Annotated in this window: 19 protein-coding genes; 10 read left to right on the top strand and 9 right to left on the bottom strand. The window is 41.5% G+C overall.

Annotated elements, in window-relative coordinates:
• Window positions 1-122: 122 nt before the first annotated feature.
• Both H5181_RS08375 and H5181_RS08370 read left to right on the top strand, forming a co-directional pair.
• Window positions 123-1,466 carry a hypothetical protein gene (locus H5181_RS08375; RefSeq protein ID WP_182750767.1) on the top strand — a complete coding sequence of 448 codons (1,344 nt, stop codon included), beginning with the start codon at window positions 123-125 and terminating at the stop codon, window positions 1,464-1,466.
• Between the two features lie 162 nt (window positions 1,467-1,628).
• Window positions 1,629-2,180 (top strand): DUF1569 domain-containing protein, encoded by a 552-nt coding sequence (locus H5181_RS08370; RefSeq protein ID WP_182750766.1) that lies wholly within the window; start codon window positions 1,629-1,631, stop codon window positions 2,178-2,180.
• Window positions 2,181-2,234: 54 nt separating this feature from the next.
• Here H5181_RS08370 and H5181_RS08365 read toward each other — a convergent pair whose 3' ends face one another.
• Window positions 2,235-2,609 carry a Fis family transcriptional regulator gene (locus H5181_RS08365; RefSeq protein WP_182750765.1) on the bottom strand — a complete coding sequence of 125 codons (375 nt, stop codon included), beginning with the start codon at window positions 2,607-2,609 and terminating at the stop codon, window positions 2,235-2,237.
• A gap of 190 nt (window positions 2,610-2,799) precedes the next feature.
• Window positions 2,800-3,684 carry a diguanylate cyclase domain-containing protein gene (locus H5181_RS08360; protein WP_182750764.1) on the bottom strand — a complete coding sequence of 295 codons (885 nt, stop codon included), beginning with the start codon at window positions 3,682-3,684 and terminating at the stop codon, window positions 2,800-2,802.
• Between the two features lie 816 nt (window positions 3,685-4,500).
• Between H5181_RS08360 and hisG the strand changes: the two genes are divergently transcribed.
• From hisG to hisIE, 8 genes are all read left to right on the top strand, one after another.
• Complete coding sequence (hisG, locus tag H5181_RS08355; protein ID WP_011637186.1) at window positions 4,501-5,400, top strand: ATP phosphoribosyltransferase; 900 nt, start codon at window positions 4,501-4,503, stop codon at window positions 5,398-5,400.
• A 5-nt stretch (window positions 5,401-5,405) separates the two neighbouring features.
• Entirely contained in the window at window positions 5,406-6,698 is a 1,293-nt protein-coding gene (gene hisD, locus H5181_RS08350; RefSeq protein WP_182750763.1) for a histidinol dehydrogenase, read from the top strand.
• Window positions 6,699-6,771: 73 nt separating this feature from the next.
• Window positions 6,772-7,821, top strand: coding sequence for a histidinol-phosphate transaminase (gene hisC / locus H5181_RS08345; protein ID WP_182750762.1), 1,050 nt, complete (start codon window positions 6,772-6,774; stop codon window positions 7,819-7,821).
• 73 nt (window positions 7,822-7,894) lie between these two features.
• Complete coding sequence (gene hisB, locus H5181_RS08340; RefSeq protein ID WP_182750761.1) at window positions 7,895-8,962, top strand: bifunctional histidinol-phosphatase/imidazoleglycerol-phosphate dehydratase HisB; 1,068 nt, start codon at window positions 7,895-7,897, stop codon at window positions 8,960-8,962.
• A 9-nt stretch (window positions 8,963-8,971) separates the two neighbouring features.
• Window positions 8,972-9,634: an imidazole glycerol phosphate synthase subunit HisH gene (hisH, locus tag H5181_RS08335; protein WP_182750760.1), complete on the top strand. Its 663-nt coding sequence runs from the start codon at window positions 8,972-8,974 to the stop codon at window positions 9,632-9,634.
• Window positions 9,631-10,368 (top strand): 1-(5-phosphoribosyl)-5-[(5-phosphoribosylamino)methylideneamino]imidazole-4-carboxamide isomerase, encoded by a 738-nt coding sequence (gene hisA / locus H5181_RS08330; protein WP_182750759.1) that lies wholly within the window; start codon window positions 9,631-9,633, stop codon window positions 10,366-10,368. Before hisH ends, hisA begins: the two co-directional genes overlap by 4 nt.
• Entirely contained in the window at window positions 10,350-11,123 is a 774-nt protein-coding gene (gene hisF, locus H5181_RS08325; protein ID WP_011637180.1) for an imidazole glycerol phosphate synthase subunit HisF, read from the top strand. The genes hisA and hisF overlap by 19 nt, the downstream gene beginning before the upstream one ends.
• Before the next feature lie 58 nt (window positions 11,124-11,181).
• The gene (hisIE, locus tag H5181_RS08320; protein WP_182750758.1) at window positions 11,182-11,802 is read left to right on the top strand and encodes a bifunctional phosphoribosyl-AMP cyclohydrolase/phosphoribosyl-ATP diphosphatase HisIE; all 621 of its coding nucleotides are present in this window, start codon (window positions 11,182-11,184) and stop codon (window positions 11,800-11,802) included.
• A 62-nt stretch (window positions 11,803-11,864) separates the two neighbouring features.
• Here hisIE and H5181_RS08315 read toward each other — a convergent pair whose 3' ends face one another.
• The 7 genes from H5181_RS08315 to H5181_RS08285 form a co-directional block, all read right to left on the bottom strand.
• The gene (locus H5181_RS08315) at window positions 11,865-12,740 is read right to left on the bottom strand and encodes a mechanosensitive ion channel family protein (protein WP_182750757.1); all 876 of its coding nucleotides are present in this window, start codon (window positions 12,738-12,740) and stop codon (window positions 11,865-11,867) included.
• A 48-nt stretch (window positions 12,741-12,788) separates the two neighbouring features.
• Window positions 12,789-13,724: a lauroyl-Kdo(2)-lipid IV(A) myristoyltransferase gene (lpxM, locus tag H5181_RS08310; protein ID WP_182750756.1), complete on the bottom strand. Its 936-nt coding sequence runs from the start codon at window positions 13,722-13,724 to the stop codon at window positions 12,789-12,791.
• A gap of 315 nt (window positions 13,725-14,039) precedes the next feature.
• The gene (gene ihfA, locus H5181_RS08305) at window positions 14,040-14,339 is read right to left on the bottom strand and encodes an integration host factor subunit alpha (protein WP_011637176.1); all 300 of its coding nucleotides are present in this window, start codon (window positions 14,337-14,339) and stop codon (window positions 14,040-14,042) included.
• A 3-nt stretch (window positions 14,340-14,342) separates the two neighbouring features.
• Entirely contained in the window at window positions 14,343-16,730 is a 2,388-nt protein-coding gene (gene pheT / locus H5181_RS08300) for a phenylalanine--tRNA ligase subunit beta (RefSeq protein WP_182750755.1), read from the bottom strand.
• Window positions 16,731-16,745: 15 nt separating this feature from the next.
• Window positions 16,746-17,729, bottom strand: coding sequence for a phenylalanine--tRNA ligase subunit alpha (gene pheS, locus H5181_RS08295; RefSeq protein ID WP_059745381.1), 984 nt, complete (start codon window positions 17,727-17,729; stop codon window positions 16,746-16,748).
• A 478-nt stretch (window positions 17,730-18,207) separates the two neighbouring features.
• Window positions 18,208-21,066: an ExeM/NucH family extracellular endonuclease gene (locus H5181_RS08290; RefSeq protein WP_182750754.1), complete on the bottom strand. Its 2,859-nt coding sequence runs from the start codon at window positions 21,064-21,066 to the stop codon at window positions 18,208-18,210.
• 520 nt (window positions 21,067-21,586) lie between these two features.
• Entirely contained in the window at window positions 21,587-22,471 is an 885-nt protein-coding gene (locus H5181_RS08285; RefSeq protein ID WP_059745382.1) for a RimK/LysX family protein, read from the bottom strand.
• Window positions 22,472-22,507: the final 36 nt, after the last annotated feature.

The following is a 22,507-nucleotide window of genomic DNA, read 5'->3' as shown; positions in this document are numbered from 1 at the left end:
TGAGTTAACTATCTTTTCATGACATTAATTACTGTATGATTCATTGCAATGTAAACAGCATCATAATAACGTAGCCTAAAGAGAGATTTGTTCATCGGCAACAAGCTTAAGGAAAAGCAATAATGAAATGGTTAATCGTAGTGGCAATTAGTTGGTGTATCGGGTTTATCAGTTTTCCGCTGATATGGCCTAATGACACCCCAAACACTACTGAACATCGCGGTTTACTTTCTAAAACACAACCAACTAATACTTCAAAATCTGTCTCTACAGGACAATCTAATATTACCTCAGAGAATAATTTACCCCACAATACTCACGACCGGGAAGCATTTAAGGCATCGTTAAGCAATGATGAAACGCCTTACATGTCGATTTTTCGTATCATGCAACTGGCCGAACAAGACCCTTTAGAAGCATTACTCGTTGCCGAAGAAACTCAACATGAAGACTTATATGGATTAATTTTAGAAATAGCTGGCAAAATGCAATTTTCAAATGTCATTTCATGGCTAGAACAGCAAAAATCGACTGAACAGTATGAGTCATTACTCGACGGTTATTTGCGTGGTTTAGCGTCTGTAAATCCGCAACAAGCATTAAGCGATGTCGAGTTATTGGCAGTAGAACCGATGAAGTCATCGATCATCATGTCGATTGTAGACTCATGGGCCAATACCGATGCAATTGCCGCATTTGAATGGTTAAAGCAGCAAACAGAAACTCAATCAACGTTAAAAATGTACTTAAATACCATGTATTACTATATTGAACAGTCACCTAATGAAGCCGCAAATCTTATTTCATCACTGCCACTAAATGAGTCGACTAATTATCTTATAACGTCGATGGTATATCAGTTGGTTGAAAAAAATACTCAAGATGCTGTTGACTGGTTAGATACGATTGCCGTTGAGCAACGTGCCAGCGGGATATATATTGTCTCACGAAAAATGGCAGAAACCGATCCTGAGGCTGCTTTAGTATTTTTAAACAATCAGAAACAAGCCTACGATTTAAACCAAGATTATTTCAACAGTGCCGTAGCTGAAATCGCCAGTGTTGAACCCAATATGATGTTAGCGCGAATAGATAATTATGAAGCTAATGTTCAGCGAGATATCATTATCAACGCCAGTTATGCCCTCGCAGAACATTCGGAAGTCGATTTTTTGCAGGTTATTAATTCACTGTCTGATGACAACAAAGACATTGCATTTCGTCAACGATCGGCACAATTGAGCCAAACGGATCCTCAACAAGCGTTTAATGTAGCCGAACGTATTAATGACACTACCATTCGATTAGAGTCTATTGCTGGTACCGTCAATGTGTGGAGTGGTTTTGACAAACGAGCAGCGCTGACGGCGATTGATAACTCAACCCTATTAACTGCCAGTCAAAAAGCCGAAATAAGCAGTCAAATACAATTGCAGCTAACATCATCAAATATAATTTATCCTTGAGTAGCCATTTGATTATTTGGCTAATTAACTTGTTCTATTGATTCCCATAACAGCTAACATCTTGTATAGAAATCTGCTTTCAACACAGATGCATAGAGTCGTTATGTTGATTATGATGACGGCATTAAATATTAAGTTAATGCAGATCAAAGAGGCCACATAATGCAACGCAGACAGTTTTTAAAAGTAAGTGTAATGGGTGCCGCTGTTGGAATAACTAGTGCCAGTGCAATATGGTTAAGCCAAGGCAATGCTCCTGAGCAACTCACCATTACTGCACTATTAGCCAAATTGAATCAGTTAACAATGTTATCTACCGAACAACTTGCGCATTTAAGTCACGGAAAATGGAACAGTGCTGAAGTGTTTGCACATTGCGCGCAAAGTGTTGAATTTTCAATGAGCGGGTTTCCTGAACATAAATCAGCACTGTTTAAACAAACCGTTGGTGCACTGGCATTTACGGCATTTGCCACCAAAGGCGCGATGTCACATAACTTAGCCGAACCAATTCCTGCGGCGCCGAAGTTAGATCGTAATCTTGATGTTAATTTAGCGCTTGCTAGGCTGATACAATCTTTAACTGATTTTCAACAATATCAAGCTGAGTTTGCTCCGCACTTTGCATATGGTGAATTAAACAAAGCTGATTACGAACTTGCCCATGTACTGCATTTTTATAATCACCAACAAAGCTTTACCAAAATGAGTTAATTTCTCCCAGCACCTAATCAAAATTAACGGCTTGTGCCCACTGAAACCACAATGCTAATTCAACTTAGATTGCCTACTTTTAGCGATATTATTAACTCGCAATGCCCAATTACCATTATGTTGCTGCTCACAAGCGGTTTCAGTATCAAAACTAACATGTTGATTAATGTCTCTGAGGTTAATCTGGTATTGAGCAAGAGTACGTTGAATTAACGTTAACAGTACCGCTTTATCGCCACTTTGGTTAAATTGCGTTAGCAGTGACTCATTGTCAAATATACAAATAATCTGTAAGCTTTTAGGGAATAGTGTGTAATCAACTACGTGTGTAATCCATGCAAAACCAGGATAATTATCCAATGCATGTTCACATACGGCAGTTAATCCCTCTCTTAATTGATTATCTATTTTTTTATCAGTTTTACGCATACTTAAAATATCATTCCTTATCTGTACAACTAAATGAATTCAGCGCCTTATTAAACACTATTAAGCAAAATTTTGTTGTGGATAGCACATCGAAAACCATCGCTCTGATTGTAATTCATGAAGACCAGCTACTTTCAAAAACGTCTTGTTCAAGTTTAAAGCCCGAGCAAAATAAAGTTAGGCAATAACACTAGGTAGCATCGTCTACACCAACATCAACTCGGTTACCGCCGGCATTTTTTGCTCTATACATTGCTTGATCTGCATACTGAAGTAATTGCTGCTCATCATCACCATTATCTGGGTAGCGAGCAACACCGATACTCGGTGAAAGTTGCAAATTAAGATCATCAAATTGATAAGTTTTTTCGAGCTGAGCACGAATATTTTCAGTAATAACCAGCACATTATCAAATGAATCTATGCCATTTAACACCACCACAAACTCATCGCCGCCAAAACGTCCAACCGTATCGGACTTACGGACACAATCACGTAAACGTTGAGCTATGTTCTTAAGTAGCTTATCACCTACAAGATGACCATAACTGTCATTAACATGTTTAAACCCATCAATATCAATAAATAACAACGAAAGATGGCTACCTTCACGACGAGCTAATCCAAGTGACGTTTGTAAGCGACCAAACAATAATGCTCTATTAGGTAATTCAGTTAATGGATCATGTCCTGCAATGTAATGCAGTTGTTGCTCCATTAATTTTCGTTCAGTAATATCGTGAGCAATCGCAATTCTAAATTGGTGATCTTCAGACCATCTAGCCGACCAAAGAATGTCGATAATTTTGCCATCTTTACGGACCCAACGATTCTCAAAACGAGGTTGTTTTTTACCCTCCATCAATGATTCAACAACTTTAAGTGTTTTTATGCCATCTTCTGGATAAACATGGTCAATCATGGGTTTGCCTATCACTTCGTCTGGCGAATATCCAAAAATATCTTCAAATGCAGCACTAACAAAAACAAAAGTTCCCGCTTTATCAACCACGCAAACAGCATCTAGCATCAAATCCATAACATCTCTAAGCGCCACTAAATCAATGGTCTTCATACAGTGCATACCTCGAGGCGTTAGCTAAATTAATAAAGAGTAATACACGCCAGCTTATAAGTAGCGTCCAATAAACTCAATGGCTTATAACGATATGATTTAAACATTGCGATTCATAAAGACTGAAGGAACAAGTTTCATCACACTAAAACATCGTTTATCCCTTGAATAATCGACTAGCACACGGCTCTTGTTGCATAAGAGTCAAGCCATTAAACGGTATCATTAACCTAAGTGATGTAGAGTGCCAAATGGGAGGCGTCATTACGCTAACGGTCTACCTATGTATTTATTGAGTTCTCAAAGTCATTTATCGACAAACAACAAACAACAAACAGAGGTTTATCCCCAGGGACATTGATAGCTAACATATTAAGCCGTTGTGCTTTTAACGCTTTGCTTAACTGGCTCTAATGATCACCAATCGACAAGAAAGCATATCTTATGCAAAAATATGGTAATTAAATAACATTAATGCTTTGTTCACTCTTGCAAACAAGCATAAATGAGGTTAAGTTAACAGCGAGTCGATAAATACGACTTCAATGAGTGCATAAAACCTCATTTAAACTGATTAACTAATATCAAGTTAATATCAAATAAAGAGTATTGAAATGAACATCCAAGTGACTACAATCCACCATCATCACCATATGCGGTAGCCTTCGGATGCTAACTGCCGAAGGACGTTATCCTTCTGGTGGTGAACACTTATTCACATAAACCCCTGGAAGGAATTTCAGGGGTTTTTTGTTTTTTTAAATTTATATTTTTAATTTTCAACAATTTATATTTTATATATTAAGGAAGTACCATATGAGCCAGTCAAAGCGTTTACGCATCGCCATTCAGAAATCGGGCCGTTTATCTAAAGAGTCTCAACAGTTACTTAAAAGCTGTGGTGTGAAATTTAACGTCAATGAGCAACGCTTGATTGCACACGCAGACAACATGCCAATCGATTTATTACGCGTTCGTGATGATGATATTCCAGGCTTAGTCATGGATGGTGTTGTTGACCTAGGTATTATCGGTGAGAACGTTCTAGAAGAAGAACAAATTGAACGCCAGCTAGCTGGAAAACCAGCTGAATGCACCAAATTACGTGAATTAGATTTTGGTTCATGTCGTTTATCACTTGCTGTACCCAATGAGTTTGAATACAAAGATGCCAACTCACTTGAAGGCCTTCGCATCGCGACCTCTTACCCAAACTTGCTGCGCCGCTTTATGCAAGAAAAAGGCATTAACTACAGCGACTGTATGTTGAAAGGCTCAGTTGAAGTAGCACCACGCGCAGGATTATCAGATGGCATTTGTGATTTAGTCTCTACTGGTGCAACCCTTGAAGCAAACGGCTTATATGAAACCGAAGTCATTTACCGCTCAATGGCGTGCATCATTCAATCAAATAAAACTCAATCTACTGAAAAACAAGCACTCATCAACAAAATCTTATCGCGTATTAATGGTGTTATCCGTGCCCGTGAAAGTAAGTACATCTTATTGCACGCCCCAGTTGAAACTTTAGACCAAATTGTTGCCCTGCTCCCAGGCGCTGAAAACCCAACAGTATTACCACTCAATGACGACACCAATCGCGTGGCTATTCACGTTGTAAGTACAGAAGATTTGTTCTGGGACACCATGGAAGAGTTAACAGCATTAGGTGCCAGCTCAATTCTAGTGATGCCAATTGAAAAAATGATGGGGTAACACACATGCAAATTCTCGATTGGGCTTCTTTATCTACCGAACAACAACGACAAACGTTAGCGCGCTCGCCATTAATTGGTGATACAAGTGTAGAACAACGTGTTCGTAACATTATTGAGCAAGTGAACGCTCAAGGTGATAGCGCGTTACTGGCTTATAACAAGCAATTTGACGGTGTTGAACTGACTCAACTAGCGTTATCAACTGACGAGATTGCTGCAGCATGTGCACGAGTAGGTGACGACGTCAAACAAGCTGTTGCGCAAGCGGTGAATAACATTGAAACCTTTCATAAGGCGCAAGTGTTTCAGGGTGTTGATATAGAAACTCAAGCGGGAATTCGTTGTGAATTGCGCAGCGAACCCATCGAGCGAGTCGGCTTATATATTCCCGGTGGTACTGCGCCATTAATATCCACTGTGATGATGTTGGCGTTACCAGCAAGAATAGCCGGTTGCGAAAAGCGTGTATTAGTCAGTCCACCGCCGATTAATGATGCGATTATTTATGCTGCTAATGTATGCGGTATTACAGACATCTTTCAGGTCGGTGGTGCCCAAGCCATTGCAGCATTAGCATTTGGGACAGAATCGGTGCCAAACGTAGACAAAATATTCGGTCCGGGTAATCGTTATGTGACTGAAGCAAAACGATTAATGTCACAGGACAGCCGTATTAGTGTGTCAATAGACATGCCTGCAGGTCCGTCTGAAGTACTCGTTATTGCCGACAAAGATGCAAATCCTGGTTTTGTTGCTGCCGATTTATTATCCCAAGCAGAACACGGCGTTGACTCGCAAGTAATGTTAGTTACCGACTCATTAACACTGGCAGAGCAAGTCAACCAAGCCTTAATAGAACAATTAGCGCAGTTGAACCGTAAAGACATCGCCGCACAAGCGCTAGAATGTAGCCGAAGTATTATTGTTAGCGATATGGCTCAAGCCGCAAAAGTGTCAAACTTGTATGGCCCAGAACATTTGATTATTCAAACTGCGGCACCTCGAGACGTATTAACGCAAATTCGCGGTGCGGGTTCAGTGTTCTTAGGGGCTTATACCCCTGAGTCTGTAGGCGATTATGCTAGCGGTACTAACCATGTATTGCCGACTTATGGTTATAGCCGCTCGGTTTCAAGTTTGTCATTAGCCGACTTTAGTCGCCGTTTTACGGTTCAAGAGCTTAACCAACAAGGGCTTAAAACCTTAGGTAACACCGTCATGGTGTTGGCAGAAAATGAATTATTAGATGCGCATAAAAATGCTATCGCCATTCGCTTAGCCAGCTTTGAGTCTTGAGTCATTCATATTGTCAGCGCTATCGCTAAGCGCTAGTTAGCACCTTATAGAGTAGAAAGTAGAGAACACCACCATGAGCCAAACCTTAGCTGCGCCTTTTGATCCAAAAACGTTGGCCAGACCCGAATTATTGACGTTGACCCCCTACCAGAGTGCACGACGAATTGGTGGTCGTGGAGATATTTGGATTAATGCCAATGAATCACCATTCAATAATAGTGAGCTTGATAAAGTTAATCGTTACCCTGAGTGCCAGCCGCCAGCATTAATCAATGCTTACAGCGATTATGCTGGCGTAAAAGCCAGTAACGTGATTGCTAGCCGTGGTGCTGACGAAGCAATTGAATTGCTCATTCGAACATTTTGTATTCCTGGTGTAGACAGTATTGCTTGTTTTGGTCCGACCTATGGTATGTATTCAATTAGTGCAGCCACGTTTAATGTGGCGGTTACCGCGTTAAGTTTAACCGATGACTATCAATTACCTGATGCATGGTCAACTCAAATCGGTAGTGCCAAAATTGTATTTATTTGTAATCCAAATAACCCAACAGGTACAGTGATAGCTAAAGATAAAATTGAACAGGCTATTCAAGCGGCGCCAAATGCAATTGTGGTGGTAGACGAAGCCTACATTGAATTTTGCTCAGACTACAGCGTGGCTGATTTACTGGGTACATACCCTAACCTTGTCGTGTTACGTACATTATCAAAAGCATTTGCGTTAGCGGGCGCACGTTGTGGTTTTATGCTCGCAAATGATGACATTATTGATTTAGTCATGCGAGTTATTGCTCCTTATCCGGTGCCATTACCAGTGTCAGACCTTGCAGTAAAAGCGTTAAGTCGTGCTGGTATCGACACAATGCGAACTCAAGTGGCCAGTTTAATTGAACAAGGTAAACGTTTAAGTACTGCATTAACCGCTTATGGCGCTAACGTATTACCTGCCAACGGTAATTACGTATTAGCTAAATTTGACGATGTAAATGCAGCAGCAAAAAGACTCAGTGATTCCGGTGTGGTTGCCCGTGCGTACAAAGATCCACGCCTTGCTGATGCAATTCGTTTTAGTTTTACCTCAGCCAAAGAAACCGATGTGATTATTCAGTTATTTCGTTAAGGCACGTTACATATCGGCCAATACCCTATACATCATAAATAAGAATTAGATATCACCATTTAAGGTAGTTAGCATGAAACAGAAAATCCTTTTTATCGACCGCGACGGTACATTAGTTGAAGAACCAGCCATCGATAAGCAACTCGATAGTTTGGCCAAATTAGTATTTGAGCCAAAAGTGATCCCAGCGTTACTTAAATTACAGAATGCAGGTTTCCGCTTAGTGATGGTCAGCAATCAAGACGGTTTGGGCACACCTTCGTTTCCAAAAGAAGACTTTGATGCCCCGCACGACATGATGATGCAAATTTTTGCAAGCCAAGGTGTGATATTTGACGATGTGGTTATCTGTCCACACTTTAATGATGAAAACTGCAGCTGCCGTAAGCCCAAACTGGGCTTAGTAAAAGACTACTTAACCCAAGGCAAAGTGGATTTTACCGAATCGGCAGTCATTGGCGATCGTGAAACCGACGTTGAACTTGCCAATGCCATGGGCATTAAAAGCTTTAAATATAATCGTCAAACACTCGACTGGGACACTATTGCCAGCGCGTTACTGAGTAAAGGTCGCGTTGCTACGGTCGTGCGTACCACCAAAGAAACTGACATCAAAGTCACCATCGACTTAGACAGCCAAAGCAAAGGTAAGATTGATACTGGTATTGGCTTTTTTGACCACATGCTAGATCAAATTCAAACCCACGGTAACTTTAAAATGGACGTCCATGTTGACGGCGACCTAGAAATTGATGACCACCACAGCGTAGAAGACACAGCTCTCGCGATTGGCGACGCAATTCGTCAAGCCTTAGGCGACAAGCGCGGTATTGCTCGTTTTGGTTTCAGCTTACCGATGGATGAAGCCAGTGGCGAATGCTTAATGGACATTTCTGGTCGTCCGTTTATAAAATTCAGTGCTGATTTTGACCGTGAAATGGTGGGTGAAATGGCTATCGAAATGGTACCTCACTTCTTCCGTTCATTCGCTGATGGTCTGCGTTGCACATTGCACATTGGCTCGAAAGGCGACAATGATCACCACAAAGTGGAAGCGCTATTTAAAGTGCTAGGCCGCACACTTCGCCAAGCGGTGAAAGTGGAAGGTGACATACTGCCATCAAGCAAAGGTGTGCTGTAAGGAGTTCATGTGACACAAATATTGAATGCTTCAAGCTCTACCAATGATCTTACTGTGATTATTGATACCGGTTGTGCCAATTTAAGCTCTGTACGGTTTGCTTTTGAGCGCCTTAACGCCAATGTTATTGTCAGCGCTGACTTTGATGTCATCCGCAGCGCCGCAAGAGTAGTACTGCCTGGTGTTGGCACCGCAGGTGCGGCCATGGACGCCCTAAAACAAAAGAACCTTATCGAGCTAATTAAAAGCTTAACACAACCTGTTATGGGTGTGTGTTTAGGCATGCAAATGCTGGCATCTTTGTCTAATGAACATGGCGGTCGCAGCGAACAAGATATCACCTGTTTAGGATTAGTGCCCACTGATATTGGCGACTTAGACAGCAAAGGCTTACCGTTGCCGCACATGGGCTGGAATCAAATTGAGGTAAGCGACCATCCTTTATTTGTTGGTATAGAAAATGGCAGCTACGTGTATTTTGTTCACAGCTATCGTGCACCAATCAGTGAGTACACCTTAGCCAGCAGCACATATGGCGAGTCATTCAGTGCAGCCATTGGTAAAGGTAACTTTTTTGGGGTGCAATTCCACCCGGAAAAAAGTGCCAAAGTGGGCGCGAAAATTTTACAGAACTTTTTACAGATGGGGTTAAACATGGGGGCACCACAATGATTATTCCTGCCATTGATTTAATTGACGGCCAAGTGGTGCGTTTATACCAAGGTGACTACGACAAACAAACCACCTTTGACTTAAGTCCACTGGCACAGTTGCAATCTTATCAAGCCCAAGGGGCAAAGCTGCTGCATATCGTCGACTTAACGGGAGCTAAAGATCCTAATAAACGCCAAACTAAATTGATTGCTGAACTTGCTGCAGGGCTTAATGTTGATATTCAAGTGGGCGGTGGTATTCGCAGCGAAGATCAAGTCGCAGAATTGTTGGCCATTGGTGTCAAACGCGTAGTTATTGGTTCGCTTGCGGTTAAAGAACCTGAGCTGGTAAAAAGTTGGTTTGTAAAATACGGTAGCGATGCTATTTGTTTAGCGCTGGACGTTAACATCAATGATAACGGCGACAAGATTGTTGCGGTATCGGGCTGGCAATCTGGTGGTGGTAAATCGCTAGAGTCATTAGTTGCTGAATTTGAAACTGTCGGCCTTAAGCATGCTTTAGTGACCGATATCAGCCGTGACGGCACCTTAACTGGCGCTAATACTGAACTTTACACTGAGTTAGCCGCGACTTATCCAAATATTCTGTGGCAAGCCTCTGGCGGCATTGCAACGCTCGATAACGTCGCTGCGGTACGCGACAGCAAAGCATCGGGTATCATTATCGGTAAAGCACTGTTGATTAATCAATTTACCGTTGAGGAGGCAATACAATGCTGGCCAAACGCATAGTTCCGTGTCTTGACGTACGTGAAGGTAAAGTAGTTAAAGGAGTGCAGTTTCGTAATCACGAAATAGTTGGAGATATCGTTCCCCTCGCCGCCCGTTATGCAGAAGAAGGCGCTGATGAATTAGTATTTTATGACATCACCGCCAGCGCCCACGACCGTGTTATCGATAAATCTTGGGTAAGCCGCGTTGCTGAACAAATTGATATTCCATTTTGTGTCGCTGGTGGTATAAAAACCATCGAGCAAGCCCGTGAAAAGTTAGCCTTTGGCGCGGATAAAATATCAATCAACTCGCCCGCATTAAGCGATCCGAGTTTAATATCACGCCTACAAGATGAGTTCGGCCGCCAATGTATTGTCATCGGCATTGACTCATTTTACGATGCTGTTAGTGATAGCTATAAAGTAAAACAGTTTACCGGTGACGAAGCGGCAACCAAAGACACTCAATGGTATACCCAAGATTGGGTTGAAGAAGTGCAAAAACGTGGTTGTGGCGAAATTGTATTAAACGTCATGAACCAAGACGGCGTGCGCGGCGGTTATGACATCAAACAGCTCAGCATTGTGCGCGCGATTTGCGATGTACCGTTAATCGCTTCAGGCGGTGCTGGCACAATGGAACACTTTAAAGCCGTGTTTGAACTGGCTAAGGTTGACGCCGCATTAGCAGCTAGCGTATTTCACAAAGGCATTATTGATATTGGTGAGTTAAAGCAATACTTGCATGCCAATAACATTGCGATTCGTTTATAGGCTTACGCTTAACGACCAAACCAAACAGTAAATAGCCTCATCAAATAAGAGATTACACATGACAAGCATTACATTTGATAGCACAAGCCTAGATTGGGACAAGCAACAAGGGTTAATCCCAGCCGTTGTACAGCACCACCTAACTGGCAAAGTACTTATGCTAGGTTACATGGATAAAGCGGCATTAGAGAAAACCTTAGCCACTAAACAAGTGACCTTTTTTAGTCGCTCTAAACAGCGTTTATGGACTAAAGGTGAAACCTCAGGTAACACACTTGATCTCATCGCTATCGACAAAGACTGCGACAACGACAGCTTTTTAGTACAAGTCATCCCTAACGGTCCTACATGTCACACGGGGACAGAAAGCTGCTGGAAAGATGGCAACGCTCACCCTTTTATTGATAATCTGACCAATTTGATTATTTCGCGTAAAGGCCAAAGTGCAGATTCAAGTTATACCGCATCACTATTTGAAAGTGGTACTAAACGTATGGCGCAAAAAGTGGGTGAAGAAGGTTTAGAAACCGCCCTTGCTGCTGCGACTCATGATAAAGAGGAACTTGTGAATGAAGCCTCTGATTTGATGTATCATTTAATTGTGTTACTTGAAGACCAAGGCTTATCAATGGCTGATATTAATAGAAACTTATTAGATCGCCATAATAAAGCCAAGTAGCTTTTAAGCGTTAATCGCACAATAAAAAAGACGCATTTGCGTCTTTTTTATTGGAGGTAAACTCAGAGCTGATTTTTATGACTTTGAGTTATCGTCAAATGTCCATCTACATGCAAGTCGCGCTGAGGGTATGCTATAGACACATTATTCTCATTGAATAGCTCGTACATTCTAAAGCGAATTTCGCTACGACGGCGGCGGATATCTGTTTCTGACACGGCGCTGACCCAAAATATCAAGTCAAAAATCAATGCGTTGTCGCCAAAGTCCTCAAATAAGACTGAGGGTTTAGGTTGCGGCAAAATATCATCCCGTTCAGCAATAACTTGATAAATCAGCTCGCGAACTTTAATCACATCCGAACCGTAAGCGACACCAACACGAACAAATGTTCGTGCATTTTTATCAATCAAAGTCCAATTGGTCACTGTATTTTCAAGCAGTTGGCTATTTGGAACCAACATGTGCACCCCATCATTACGGCGTATCAAGGTTGAGCGAGTATTAATACACTCTACAACTCCACGGGCTTCACCAACTTCTAAAAAGTCACCGATTCTAATTGGGCGTTCCCACATTAAAATCCAACCACTGATAAAGTTATTGATGATGTTCTGGGCACCAAAACCAACACCAATAGCAATAGCACCAGACACAAATGCAAAAGCGGTTAATGGAATATTTAACATTTCCATACTGGTGAAAACCAACACCGCAATACTGATAATAAAGTACATGCGAGTGAACAAGTGAATGGCATCAGCGCCCACTTTACGTCGCTTTAGTGCTTTAACAATCAATCGCCCAACACGAGTAATAATAAACCACGCTAAAAATAGGTAGAGAGGTACTTGCAGCAGCTGCAATAAAGTTATTTGATGTTTATCGTAGGTGAATACCACAAACGATAAAGACGTTAATAATTCATTAAAATCCATATAAACCTCTTATTATTTTTGTGTTCATATTATGGTGATAATTATATTTTAGTAAAATTCTTGCTCACCTGGAGGGCGAGTTTTGAGCAATTTTAAAAACCACATATATTGTTCTGGATAAGCGTTAACGACCTGCTCAACGACTTTGTTTAATACGATAGCTTCGTTTTTTTTGCCAATCATTTCATCAGGATTAACCGCTGGCATCACCGTCATAATAAATTGTTTAGCTTGTTGATCGTATCCAATTTTAACAGGCATAACTTGCGCGTTACCTGCTTGAGCTAAGCGCCCTACTACGGGTAACGTCGCTTTAACCGTACCCATAAATGGTGCAAACACACTCTGTTCAGGGCCTAAGTCTTCATCTGGTAAATAGAAAAAGCTGTTATCATTTTTTAACTCTGCTAACAATGCTCTGATGCCTGCTTCACGCATATATACGCGACCATTTTGACTGCTGCGCATCCGATTGCTAAACCAATTAAATAACCCATTGCGATGAGCCTTAGCCATAGTCACTAAAGGTATTTCCATGTTAATACGAAGACCTGCGTACTCCATCGGCCATACATGCGGCATGATGAAAATAATCGGCTGCTTAGCATCGCGTGCGGCTTTAACATGCTCAAAACCATTAAGTTGGATACGTCGTTTAAGGTGCGCGGTAGAACGAATAAGCAGCTCTGCTTGCGATAATAAAGTAATGACAAATGTTTCAACATTTTTTTTGATTAATTCATCGACTTGTTCAGCTGATTTTTCTGGAAAACAATGGGTAATGTTCACCTTTGCTATTCGCAATGGTTTTTTGGCCACTTTCATCACGACTCGAGCCAACAATCTCGCAATGGGATCTCTTACGCTTGCGGGAAGTACGCCAAATAGAAACAACACGGCGATAGCTAGCCATGTTCCCCAGTAACGAGGATGCAATAGTGATTTATTAAAGCGAGTATCAAAATGTTTTGCTTGTCGTGCCAAAAGAAACTCCAAATAAACTGACCGTGACCCACGGTGAAAAATCATATTATAACGATGGCATTATACTAGTGATTAATGAGTGTGAAACAGAAATTATACCAGACAATTCCAAACGTCTGTGTTGCCATACAGTCAGCTCCGTTTTATAGAACAGCTTGGGCAATATTTATCAGATAACAAAGTGACCATGCCAATAACAAGCTGATGGTATAGACGAGGGCATACATTCACCAAATTCAAAAACAAAAGAGCCACTCAATTAAGAGTGGCTCTTCGTAATACAGATCCGTTCGGATTGGCGTATTAACTAGTGAACTATTTTTTACCCGAGTTTGCCGCTTCGACACGTGATTTTAACTTCTGTCCAGGACGGAAGGTAACAACACGGCGTGCAGAAATCGGAATATCTTCACCAGTTTTCGGGTTCCTTCCCGGTCTTTGATTCTTGTCCCTAAGGTCAAAGTTGCCAAAGCCAGATAACTTGACCTGCTCACCACTTTCGAGTGCTTCACGAATTTCTTCAAAGAAAGACTCGACCATCTCTTTAGCCACACGTTTGTTAATGCCTAATGTTTCAAAAAGATGTTCTGCCATTTCGGCTTTGGTAAGTGCCATACTTTAATCCCTCAACGATGCGTTGAACTCGGTCTTTAGAGCCGATACTACTGATTCCATAGTCTCAGTAATATCTTTATCTTCAAGTGTACGAGTAGTGTCTTGTAACGTAAGTGCGATGGCTAGGCTCTTTTTGCCTGGCTCAACACCTTTACCTTGGTATACATCGAACAAGTTTAAGCCAACCAACTGATTTTCGCCAACTTTTCTTATCAAATTCATAACATCAGTTGCAGAAACTGTTTCATCTACTACTACCGCGATATCACGGCGATTGGCAGGAAACTTAGACACAGCTTGGGCTAGCGGCAAACGGGCGTGCAATAATGCATCCAGTTCTAACTCAAAAACAATTGTTTTTCCATTGAGTCCAAACGGCTTTTCCAAACTAGGATGGATAGCACCGATGTAACCAATGACTCGATTATTTCGTAATATTTCAGCACATTGACCTGGATGCAGCGCAGGATGTGTTGCCCCTCTAAAGCTAAATTCTGTAGAGGCAACTGTCAAGCCGATTATTGCTTCTAAATCACCTTTTAAATCAAAGAAGTCGACTGTTTTCGATTCCATTGACCAATGTTCTTCGTTTTGAGCACCAGAAATAACCGCGCCCAGCATAGCTTGTTGACGAACACCAGAATCTGCTTGTGCATCAGGAACAAAGCGTAAACCTGTCTCAAATAAACGTACTCTATTTTGCTGGCGGCTCTGGTTATAGCCTACCGCGGTCAATAAACCCGTAAACATTGATAAGCGCATTGCTGACATTTCGACAGAAATCGGGTTAGGCAACACCATCGCTTCTTCGCCAGGATGAACAATGTTCTGCATCTTTGGGTCGACGAAGCTGTAGGTAACGGCTTCTTGGAAACCACGAGCCACAAAGATACTGCGCACACGTTTTAACGAAATATCCGCTTCTTTGTGATCTGGCATGCTTAACGCCGCTTTTGGTGCGGTATTAGGAATGTTGTTGTAACCGTAAATACGGGCCACTTCTTCGATTAAATCTTCTTCAATCGCCATATCAAAACGATAAGTCGCGGTTGTCACATTCCATACATCACCGCAGGTTTGCACGCTAAAACCTAAACGTTCTAGAATTTCAACCACGTCAGAGTCAGGAATAAAGTGACCTAAGGTTTTATCTAACTTGCTACGACGCAGAGTTATTTTAGCCGCTGTTGGTAAATGCTCAGTAGACACAGCTTCAATCACTTGCCCTGCTTCACCACCACAGATATCCAATACAAGGCGAGTAGCGCGGTCCATGACCTTATGTTGCAGCTCAGGGTCTACACCACGCTCAAAACGGTGTGACGCGTCTGTGTGTAAGCCTAAACGACGAGATTTACCCATAATGGCTAACGGTGCAAAGAAGGCGCACTCTAAAAGAATGTCTTGAGTGTTTTCATTCACACCAGTACTTTCGCCGCCAAACACACCCGCAAGCGCTACCGCTTGTTTGTCGTCTGCAATCACTAAGGTATCGCTTGGAACGGTAATTTCGTTGCTATCCAGTAAGGTTAGCTTTTCAACACCATCAGCTAAACGCACGGTAATACCGCCGTTTAAGGTATTTAAATCAAACGCATGCATTGGCTGACCAAATTCGATCAACACATAGTTGGTGATATCAACGATTGGATCAATTGAGCGAATACCACTGCGACGCAATTTTTCTTGCATCCATAATGGCGTAGCAGCCTTAACATTGATGTTTTTAACCACACGGCCTAAGTAACGTGGGCACAAATCTGGCGCAACAACATTAATGCTAAATGGCGCGTCAATCGTGGCCGTTACCGCGTCCCAAGAAGGTTCTGTCACTGCTTGGCGATTTAAGACACCCACTTCACGTGCAAGTCCTGCCATGCCTAAACAATCAGCACGGTTAGCCGTTAAATCAACATCAATAATGGCGTCATCTAATTGCAAGAATTCACGTACATTGACACCGATTGGTGCATCAGTCGGTAGCTCAATAATGCCATCGCTTTCGATGTCGATACCTAACTCGCCATACGAGCACAACATGCCCATTGACGGTTGACCGCGCAACTTAGCTTTTTTAATTTTAAAATCGCCAGGTAACACAGCGCCAACCATTGCTACAGCAACTTTTAAGCCTAAACGACAGTTTGGTGCACCACAAACAATGTCGATAAGCTCATCGCCGCCAACATTGATTTTGGTGACGCGTAATTTGTCTGCATCTGGATGTTGGCCACATTCAACCACTTCACCAATTATCACGCCGCTAAAATCGGCAGCTACGGCATCAATACCGTCAACTTCAAGACCGGCCATGGTGATTTGGTGTGATAATGCGTCACGACTTACTGATGGGTTAACCCACTCACGAAGCCAAGATTCACTGAATTTCATCTAATTTTTGCTCCGTTATTTGAATTGCTTAAGAAAACGTAAATCGTTTTCGAAGAAGGCACGTAAATCATTTACGCCGTAGCGCAACATGGTTAAACGCTCAACACCCATACCAAAAGCAAAACCAGAGTATTTCTCAGGGTCAATACCAACACTGCGCAGTACATTTGGATGTACCATGCCGCAGCCTAATACTTCTAACCATTTGCCATTTTTACCCATCACGTCTACTTCAGCAGAAGGTTCTGTAAATGGAAAGTAAGATGGGCGGAAACGGACTTCTAAGTCTTCTTCAAAGAAGTTACGTAAAAAATCATGCAAAATGCCCTTAAGCTCTGCAAAGTTAACGTTTTCAGCAACCATTAACCCTTCAACTTGGTGGAACATTGGCGTGTGAGTTTGGTCGTAATCATTACGATAAACACGGCCTGGAGAAATGATCCGAAGTGGCGGCTTTTCATGTTCCATCGTGCGAATTTGTACGCCCGATGTTTGGGTGCGTAACATCACTTTAGGATTAAAGTAAAAAGTGTCATGATCGGCACGAGCAGGATGATGCTCAGAAATATTTAACGCATCGAAATTATGGAAATCATCTTCGATTTCAGGACCTTGCTTAACAACAAAGCCTAACTCACCAAAGAAGGTTTCAATACGTTCGATAGTACGCGTAACCGGATGCAAACCACCGATATCTAAGGTACGACCGGGTAAAGTCACATCAATATTTTCAGCAATTAATTTGGCTTCTAATTCCGATGCTTTTAATCCGTCAATACGCTCAGTCAACTGCTGTTGAACGGCTTGTTTAGCTTGATTGACTGCGGCACCAAAGGCAGGTTTTTCTTCTGCACTTAATGATCCCATCATTTTCATCATGTCAGTGATTTTACCTTTTTTACCAAGGTAATCGACACGGATATCATCCAATGTCTTTAGATCACTGGCCTTATCAATGACTTCTAAGGCTTGTTCTACGATCTCGGTTAACTGCTGCATGTTATCATCCACTGCATTTTTGCATTTAAATGCGATTGGGCGTCTTGTCGGCTATGCGAGTACACAAAAGTGAAACTCGGTAGTGAGTGACGACGCGGTAGTTTGACGCTTATTATGACAAATAAACCATCAAAACTGGGGTTAAAATAAAAGAGTGAAATTTTACGTTAGCGAGTCTAAATTTACTAGTCATTATTGGTATATTTAATGGCAAATAGTTGTATTTACCTGCAATTAACCCACTTAGCATGTATCGGTGACGACAAGTAATAAGCTAACAGTCTTGCTAAGCAAAATCGTCGGTCTACTGATGATGAGAATGAATGAATATCTATTGGGCTTGTATGTAACAATTTGGAGGTGTCGAAAAGTTATCACAAAGGACGTTTTGTATGGAGAAAGCACAATAAAAAAGGCGCATGTTACGCCTTCCTTATTATTTGTAGCGAATATTTATTCACAAATCGACAATATTGACCTATCTAAAATTGAGTGTTGCAGTGTCTTTTTCACCGTCATTATCGACAACCGTCAGTGACACAGCTTTATCGCGACGACTGAAACTAAACGCGATTGGCCCATGTGCTTTACGACCATTGTTAAATAGCCAGTTTTGACGTTTAATAAAACCGTCTTGGTCATAGCTAGTTGAAATAAATAATTTCATAAACCATAAGTTGACCAGGTGTATTTGCGCAGTAGGCGCGATATTAGTCGGTTCAACAACCACATTGATGGTTTTAACGGTTGTCACAACGTCGCCTTTATTGTCAGTAACAGTAAGCTGGACTTGATAATTGCCTGATTGCTGATATTGATGCGAAGCCGTTTCTCCATTAGCAACAGTACCATTAACGATAGTACCATCACCAAAATCCCATTCTAATAACGTAATGTCACCATCATTATCAATAGAGGTAGACTGAACCTTTAGCTGACTACCATTAAGTTGATGGTCAAAACTGGCGATTGGGAGCTCATTTTGGATCTCAAATTGCAGCGAAACAATCACTGGATCATGGTCTGAAGAACGGAAACCATCAGCTTGATACAAGTCTAGTATCTGAGCTGCTGATTTATACTCTTCGTTATAATCAAGGATCCTTGGCTCGTCAGCATTAATATGCCATTCCGTTATCGCTAATACATTATCCAATAACGCTTGGTTTGCTAATGCATGGTCTAATTGACCTGACTCACCCGAGAACACGTAGGAGTACGAATTAACATTACCAAAATGCGCATTAAGCTCGCTATAGCCATGGTTGGCAAGTTGAGTGAGTGGATTTTCTTTGGCATAAGCATTTAAATCACCTATTACCAAGATTTTTTGCTCTGGATACTGAGCCATTAACCATTGCCCAATGGCATCTGTTGCTCGAGTACGAGTTAAATTACAGTTTCCTTGGCCATCAAATAAATCGGGGTCATTGATACTGTCGCAACTGCTTCCTTTTGATTTTAAATGGTTTACGGCAACAACAATGCTGTCATCCCGATCATTCAACATAAATGATTGAGTTAACATTGGACGGTTTTTGCCGTCATCGAATAACGCGGTGCCATTTCCATCAACAGGCGAATTAGCTGATGATAATATTTGAGCATCACCTGTTGGAGTTATTTTATCAGCACGATAGATCATTCCCACTGCAATTGCATCGGTACCTATTTGTGTCACTGAAGGCACAACATAAGCGTATACCTCAGCCCCCATAGCTTGGTTTAATCCGCTGACTAAGTCGTTAATGGCTGAATCGCTACCATAACCGTCATTTTCAATTTCCATTAAACCAAATACATCAGCGTTAATGGCATGCATTGCACTGATAATTTTAACGCGTTGACGCTCAAATTCAGATAACGTGTCGGCGCCGCGATCGGTCGGAAATCCATTGCCATTCCCATCACCGTTGAAATAATTAAGCACATTGAAACTGGCGACACGAAGATCTGCGTCAAGCGGTAACTCTGGAGTAGATTGGCGCTGGTTATTTTGCACCACATTAACCACTTGAGCTGGTATCACTCGGTATTGGCTAAAGCCATAATGCATTATGCCCTCGAGCCCAGAAACAGAATCCCCTACCCGTAAAGTATTTGTGGCTGATAACCCAGGAGCTGGATAACGAATTTGTTCCGGATTTTGACTGGTTAAGCCATCATCCAACAAGATACTATCTTTGGCATTTGCTTCTGTCACAGCCAGAGCAGCAGCACCAGGTAAAGCAACTTGAGTACCTATAAAATGGCGACTACTGCCTAAAGACACTTCACCATAACGGCCCAAATTATACACTTCATTGACCACTAGAGATTGATCGAATAATACACGCATGCCTTCAACATGCTCAAGTTGTTGATTGTCGGCTAACGGCAATGTGACAGTAGCAACCACAGGTAATGATTGATTAGTGCCACATAGAGAAAATTGAGTCACATTAGATAACTGAGTTGTACCTTGGTATTCGGCAACAGAAGCTTGTAAACGAACTCGATCTCCGGCATTCACATCCAATGGTTGATTACCGCTGTAAACAAAAATACCTTCTGAGGTGTTAATGTCAGTATCGACTTCGCTGTCGGCCATTTGGATAAAGATACCCTTTAGCCCAGCTTGTTGATTACTTGTCACAATAGCTTCAACCACCACGTCTGAACCCACTAATGGGCTTGCGGCATCTATACCTTGAATGTCATGGATTGCGACAGCACTTTGTGAACACACAAATTCAATTGGGTCAGTTGGATCAACAGGATCTGTTGGGCCTGAATCATTACCTGCGAAAACACCTAAATCACTGATGTCATCTTGAGTAAAACCTTGCCAGCCTGTTAAGGTGACTTCATCGTCAATAATGGCATCGGCAACTAATTGACTGGTGTCACGACGAAGAGTGTTATTTTGAGTCGATAAATCACCCGTACCCCATTGTGATCCGGGGTCTGTACCCACTTGCCCTAGGGAGTCGATAACTAGGTTATTGTGACTGAGTACAATGGCATCATCACCATTAAAAAAGCTCGCAGTACTAATCTGTTGGGCAAGCGCAAGGATTTCTGCTGATGCATCATTATCGGCAATAACAAACGTTGAGTTGGCTGCAACATTACCATCCAATGTAATATTGGTTGTCGCTGCAGTATTGCCATTAAAATAAAATGACAACACATAATCACTCAAATCTATCGCTGCCGAACTTGGATTGTACAATTCTATAGCTTTGTTATTACTGCTTCCTTCTATGTACTCTGAAATAAGCACATCTTGGGCAGCAACATTGAATACCATTAATGATGATATCGACATCGCGAGCAACGACTTTTGAACTAACATAGTGAACCCCTATTCATTATCCATAAATCCAATGAGTTAATTTAATTATTCAATTGATATGTTATTGATTGCTATAACCTCAGCTCGGATTAATCGTTGTAATAAACATATAAAGATCCGTTTATGTTCAAATCATCAATATCAAGCTTGCCATTGTTTTGCTAACAAACCGTATTGACGAATCAATAGTGTGCGAGTTGTCATTGATACAACTGCGATAGCGGGGTAATAACTGCCTGTTTGATAGGTATTTACCATCCTGCTATGAGGTTACATCGCTCAATCAGCGCCTACTATATCGATTACGGATGACAATAAGGTTGCAAAGATGTTGCAGTGAATACAAAAGTAATTTCAGTCCACACGCGCTCCTAACTACCGCTTCTCCTCTGTCAACGATATTGTTTGGTTACCTAGGCGTGAAAAACAGCCAAAAAAATACCGCTCATAATGAGCGGTATTGTTAGCTGATGTTATTGATCAACGTTATTGACCAACGTTATTAATCCATAATAAGCAATTAATGTTTTTTAGACACATCAACCATATAGTGACCCTGTAACCAATTTCGGCCAATTAATAATTTATAACCCATTTTGGTACGATCTTTAAGGTTCACATCGACTATAAATTCGTGACGAGGCTCACCAACACTTAACCTCACCATATAACGTCTTTCTGTACCTTGTGCATTACGAATTAACGATGTACCCCTAATTTTAGTGCGTACATCGGCTTTTTCGCCTTTTTCATTCGCTGTAGTAAACGTAATCATCTTACCGATGTTATTTTCAATGTTCACTTTATCTTCATTTTCGACTCGAATATTCACAGCGTGTAATGAGTTTTCTACGGCACCGGTGTCAATACGCGTGTTGTACATTAAGCCAGTTTGTTTAATGCTTAACTCGGCTAAAGGACCTATGGTCTTTTTGTCTGATACATCCACAATGTAATTGTGCTTTAAAAAATTACGTCCGATGAGTAGTTTGTAATTCATGTGGCTACGGTCGCGTAAATTAACATGAATATCATGCAACTCACTGGGAAAACCGACATCAAGTTTCACCATATAACGAGTTTCAATACCTTGAGAATTCTTCACCCTTGAAGTACTAACAATTTCGGCTTGAATGCGTTTTTTCTCACCGCGTTCATTTTCAGTGGTGAATTCGACAATTTTGCCAACATTGCTTTTCATTTTTTTAGATGCACCGCCAATGATTTCTAAATCGACAGCATGCAGTGAAGTATTTACGGCACCTGTATCAATGCGGGCATTATATTGTAGTCCTGACTTAGCGACGGTCATGGTTTCAACTTGACTTAAAACGGTTTTATTACTCGCAAAAACAGATATAGAAAGCAAACACAGCAGAGTCGAAATCACAATTCTTTTAAACATGATCAATCCCAAAAAATCTACAAATCGCTTTATTAG

Source organism: Shewanella sp. SG44-2 (genome assembly GCF_014164215.1).
Taxonomy (GTDB): Bacteria; Pseudomonadota; Gammaproteobacteria; order Enterobacterales; family Shewanellaceae; genus Shewanella; species Shewanella frigidimarina.
This window is presented reverse-complemented; position numbering and strand designations above follow the sequence as displayed.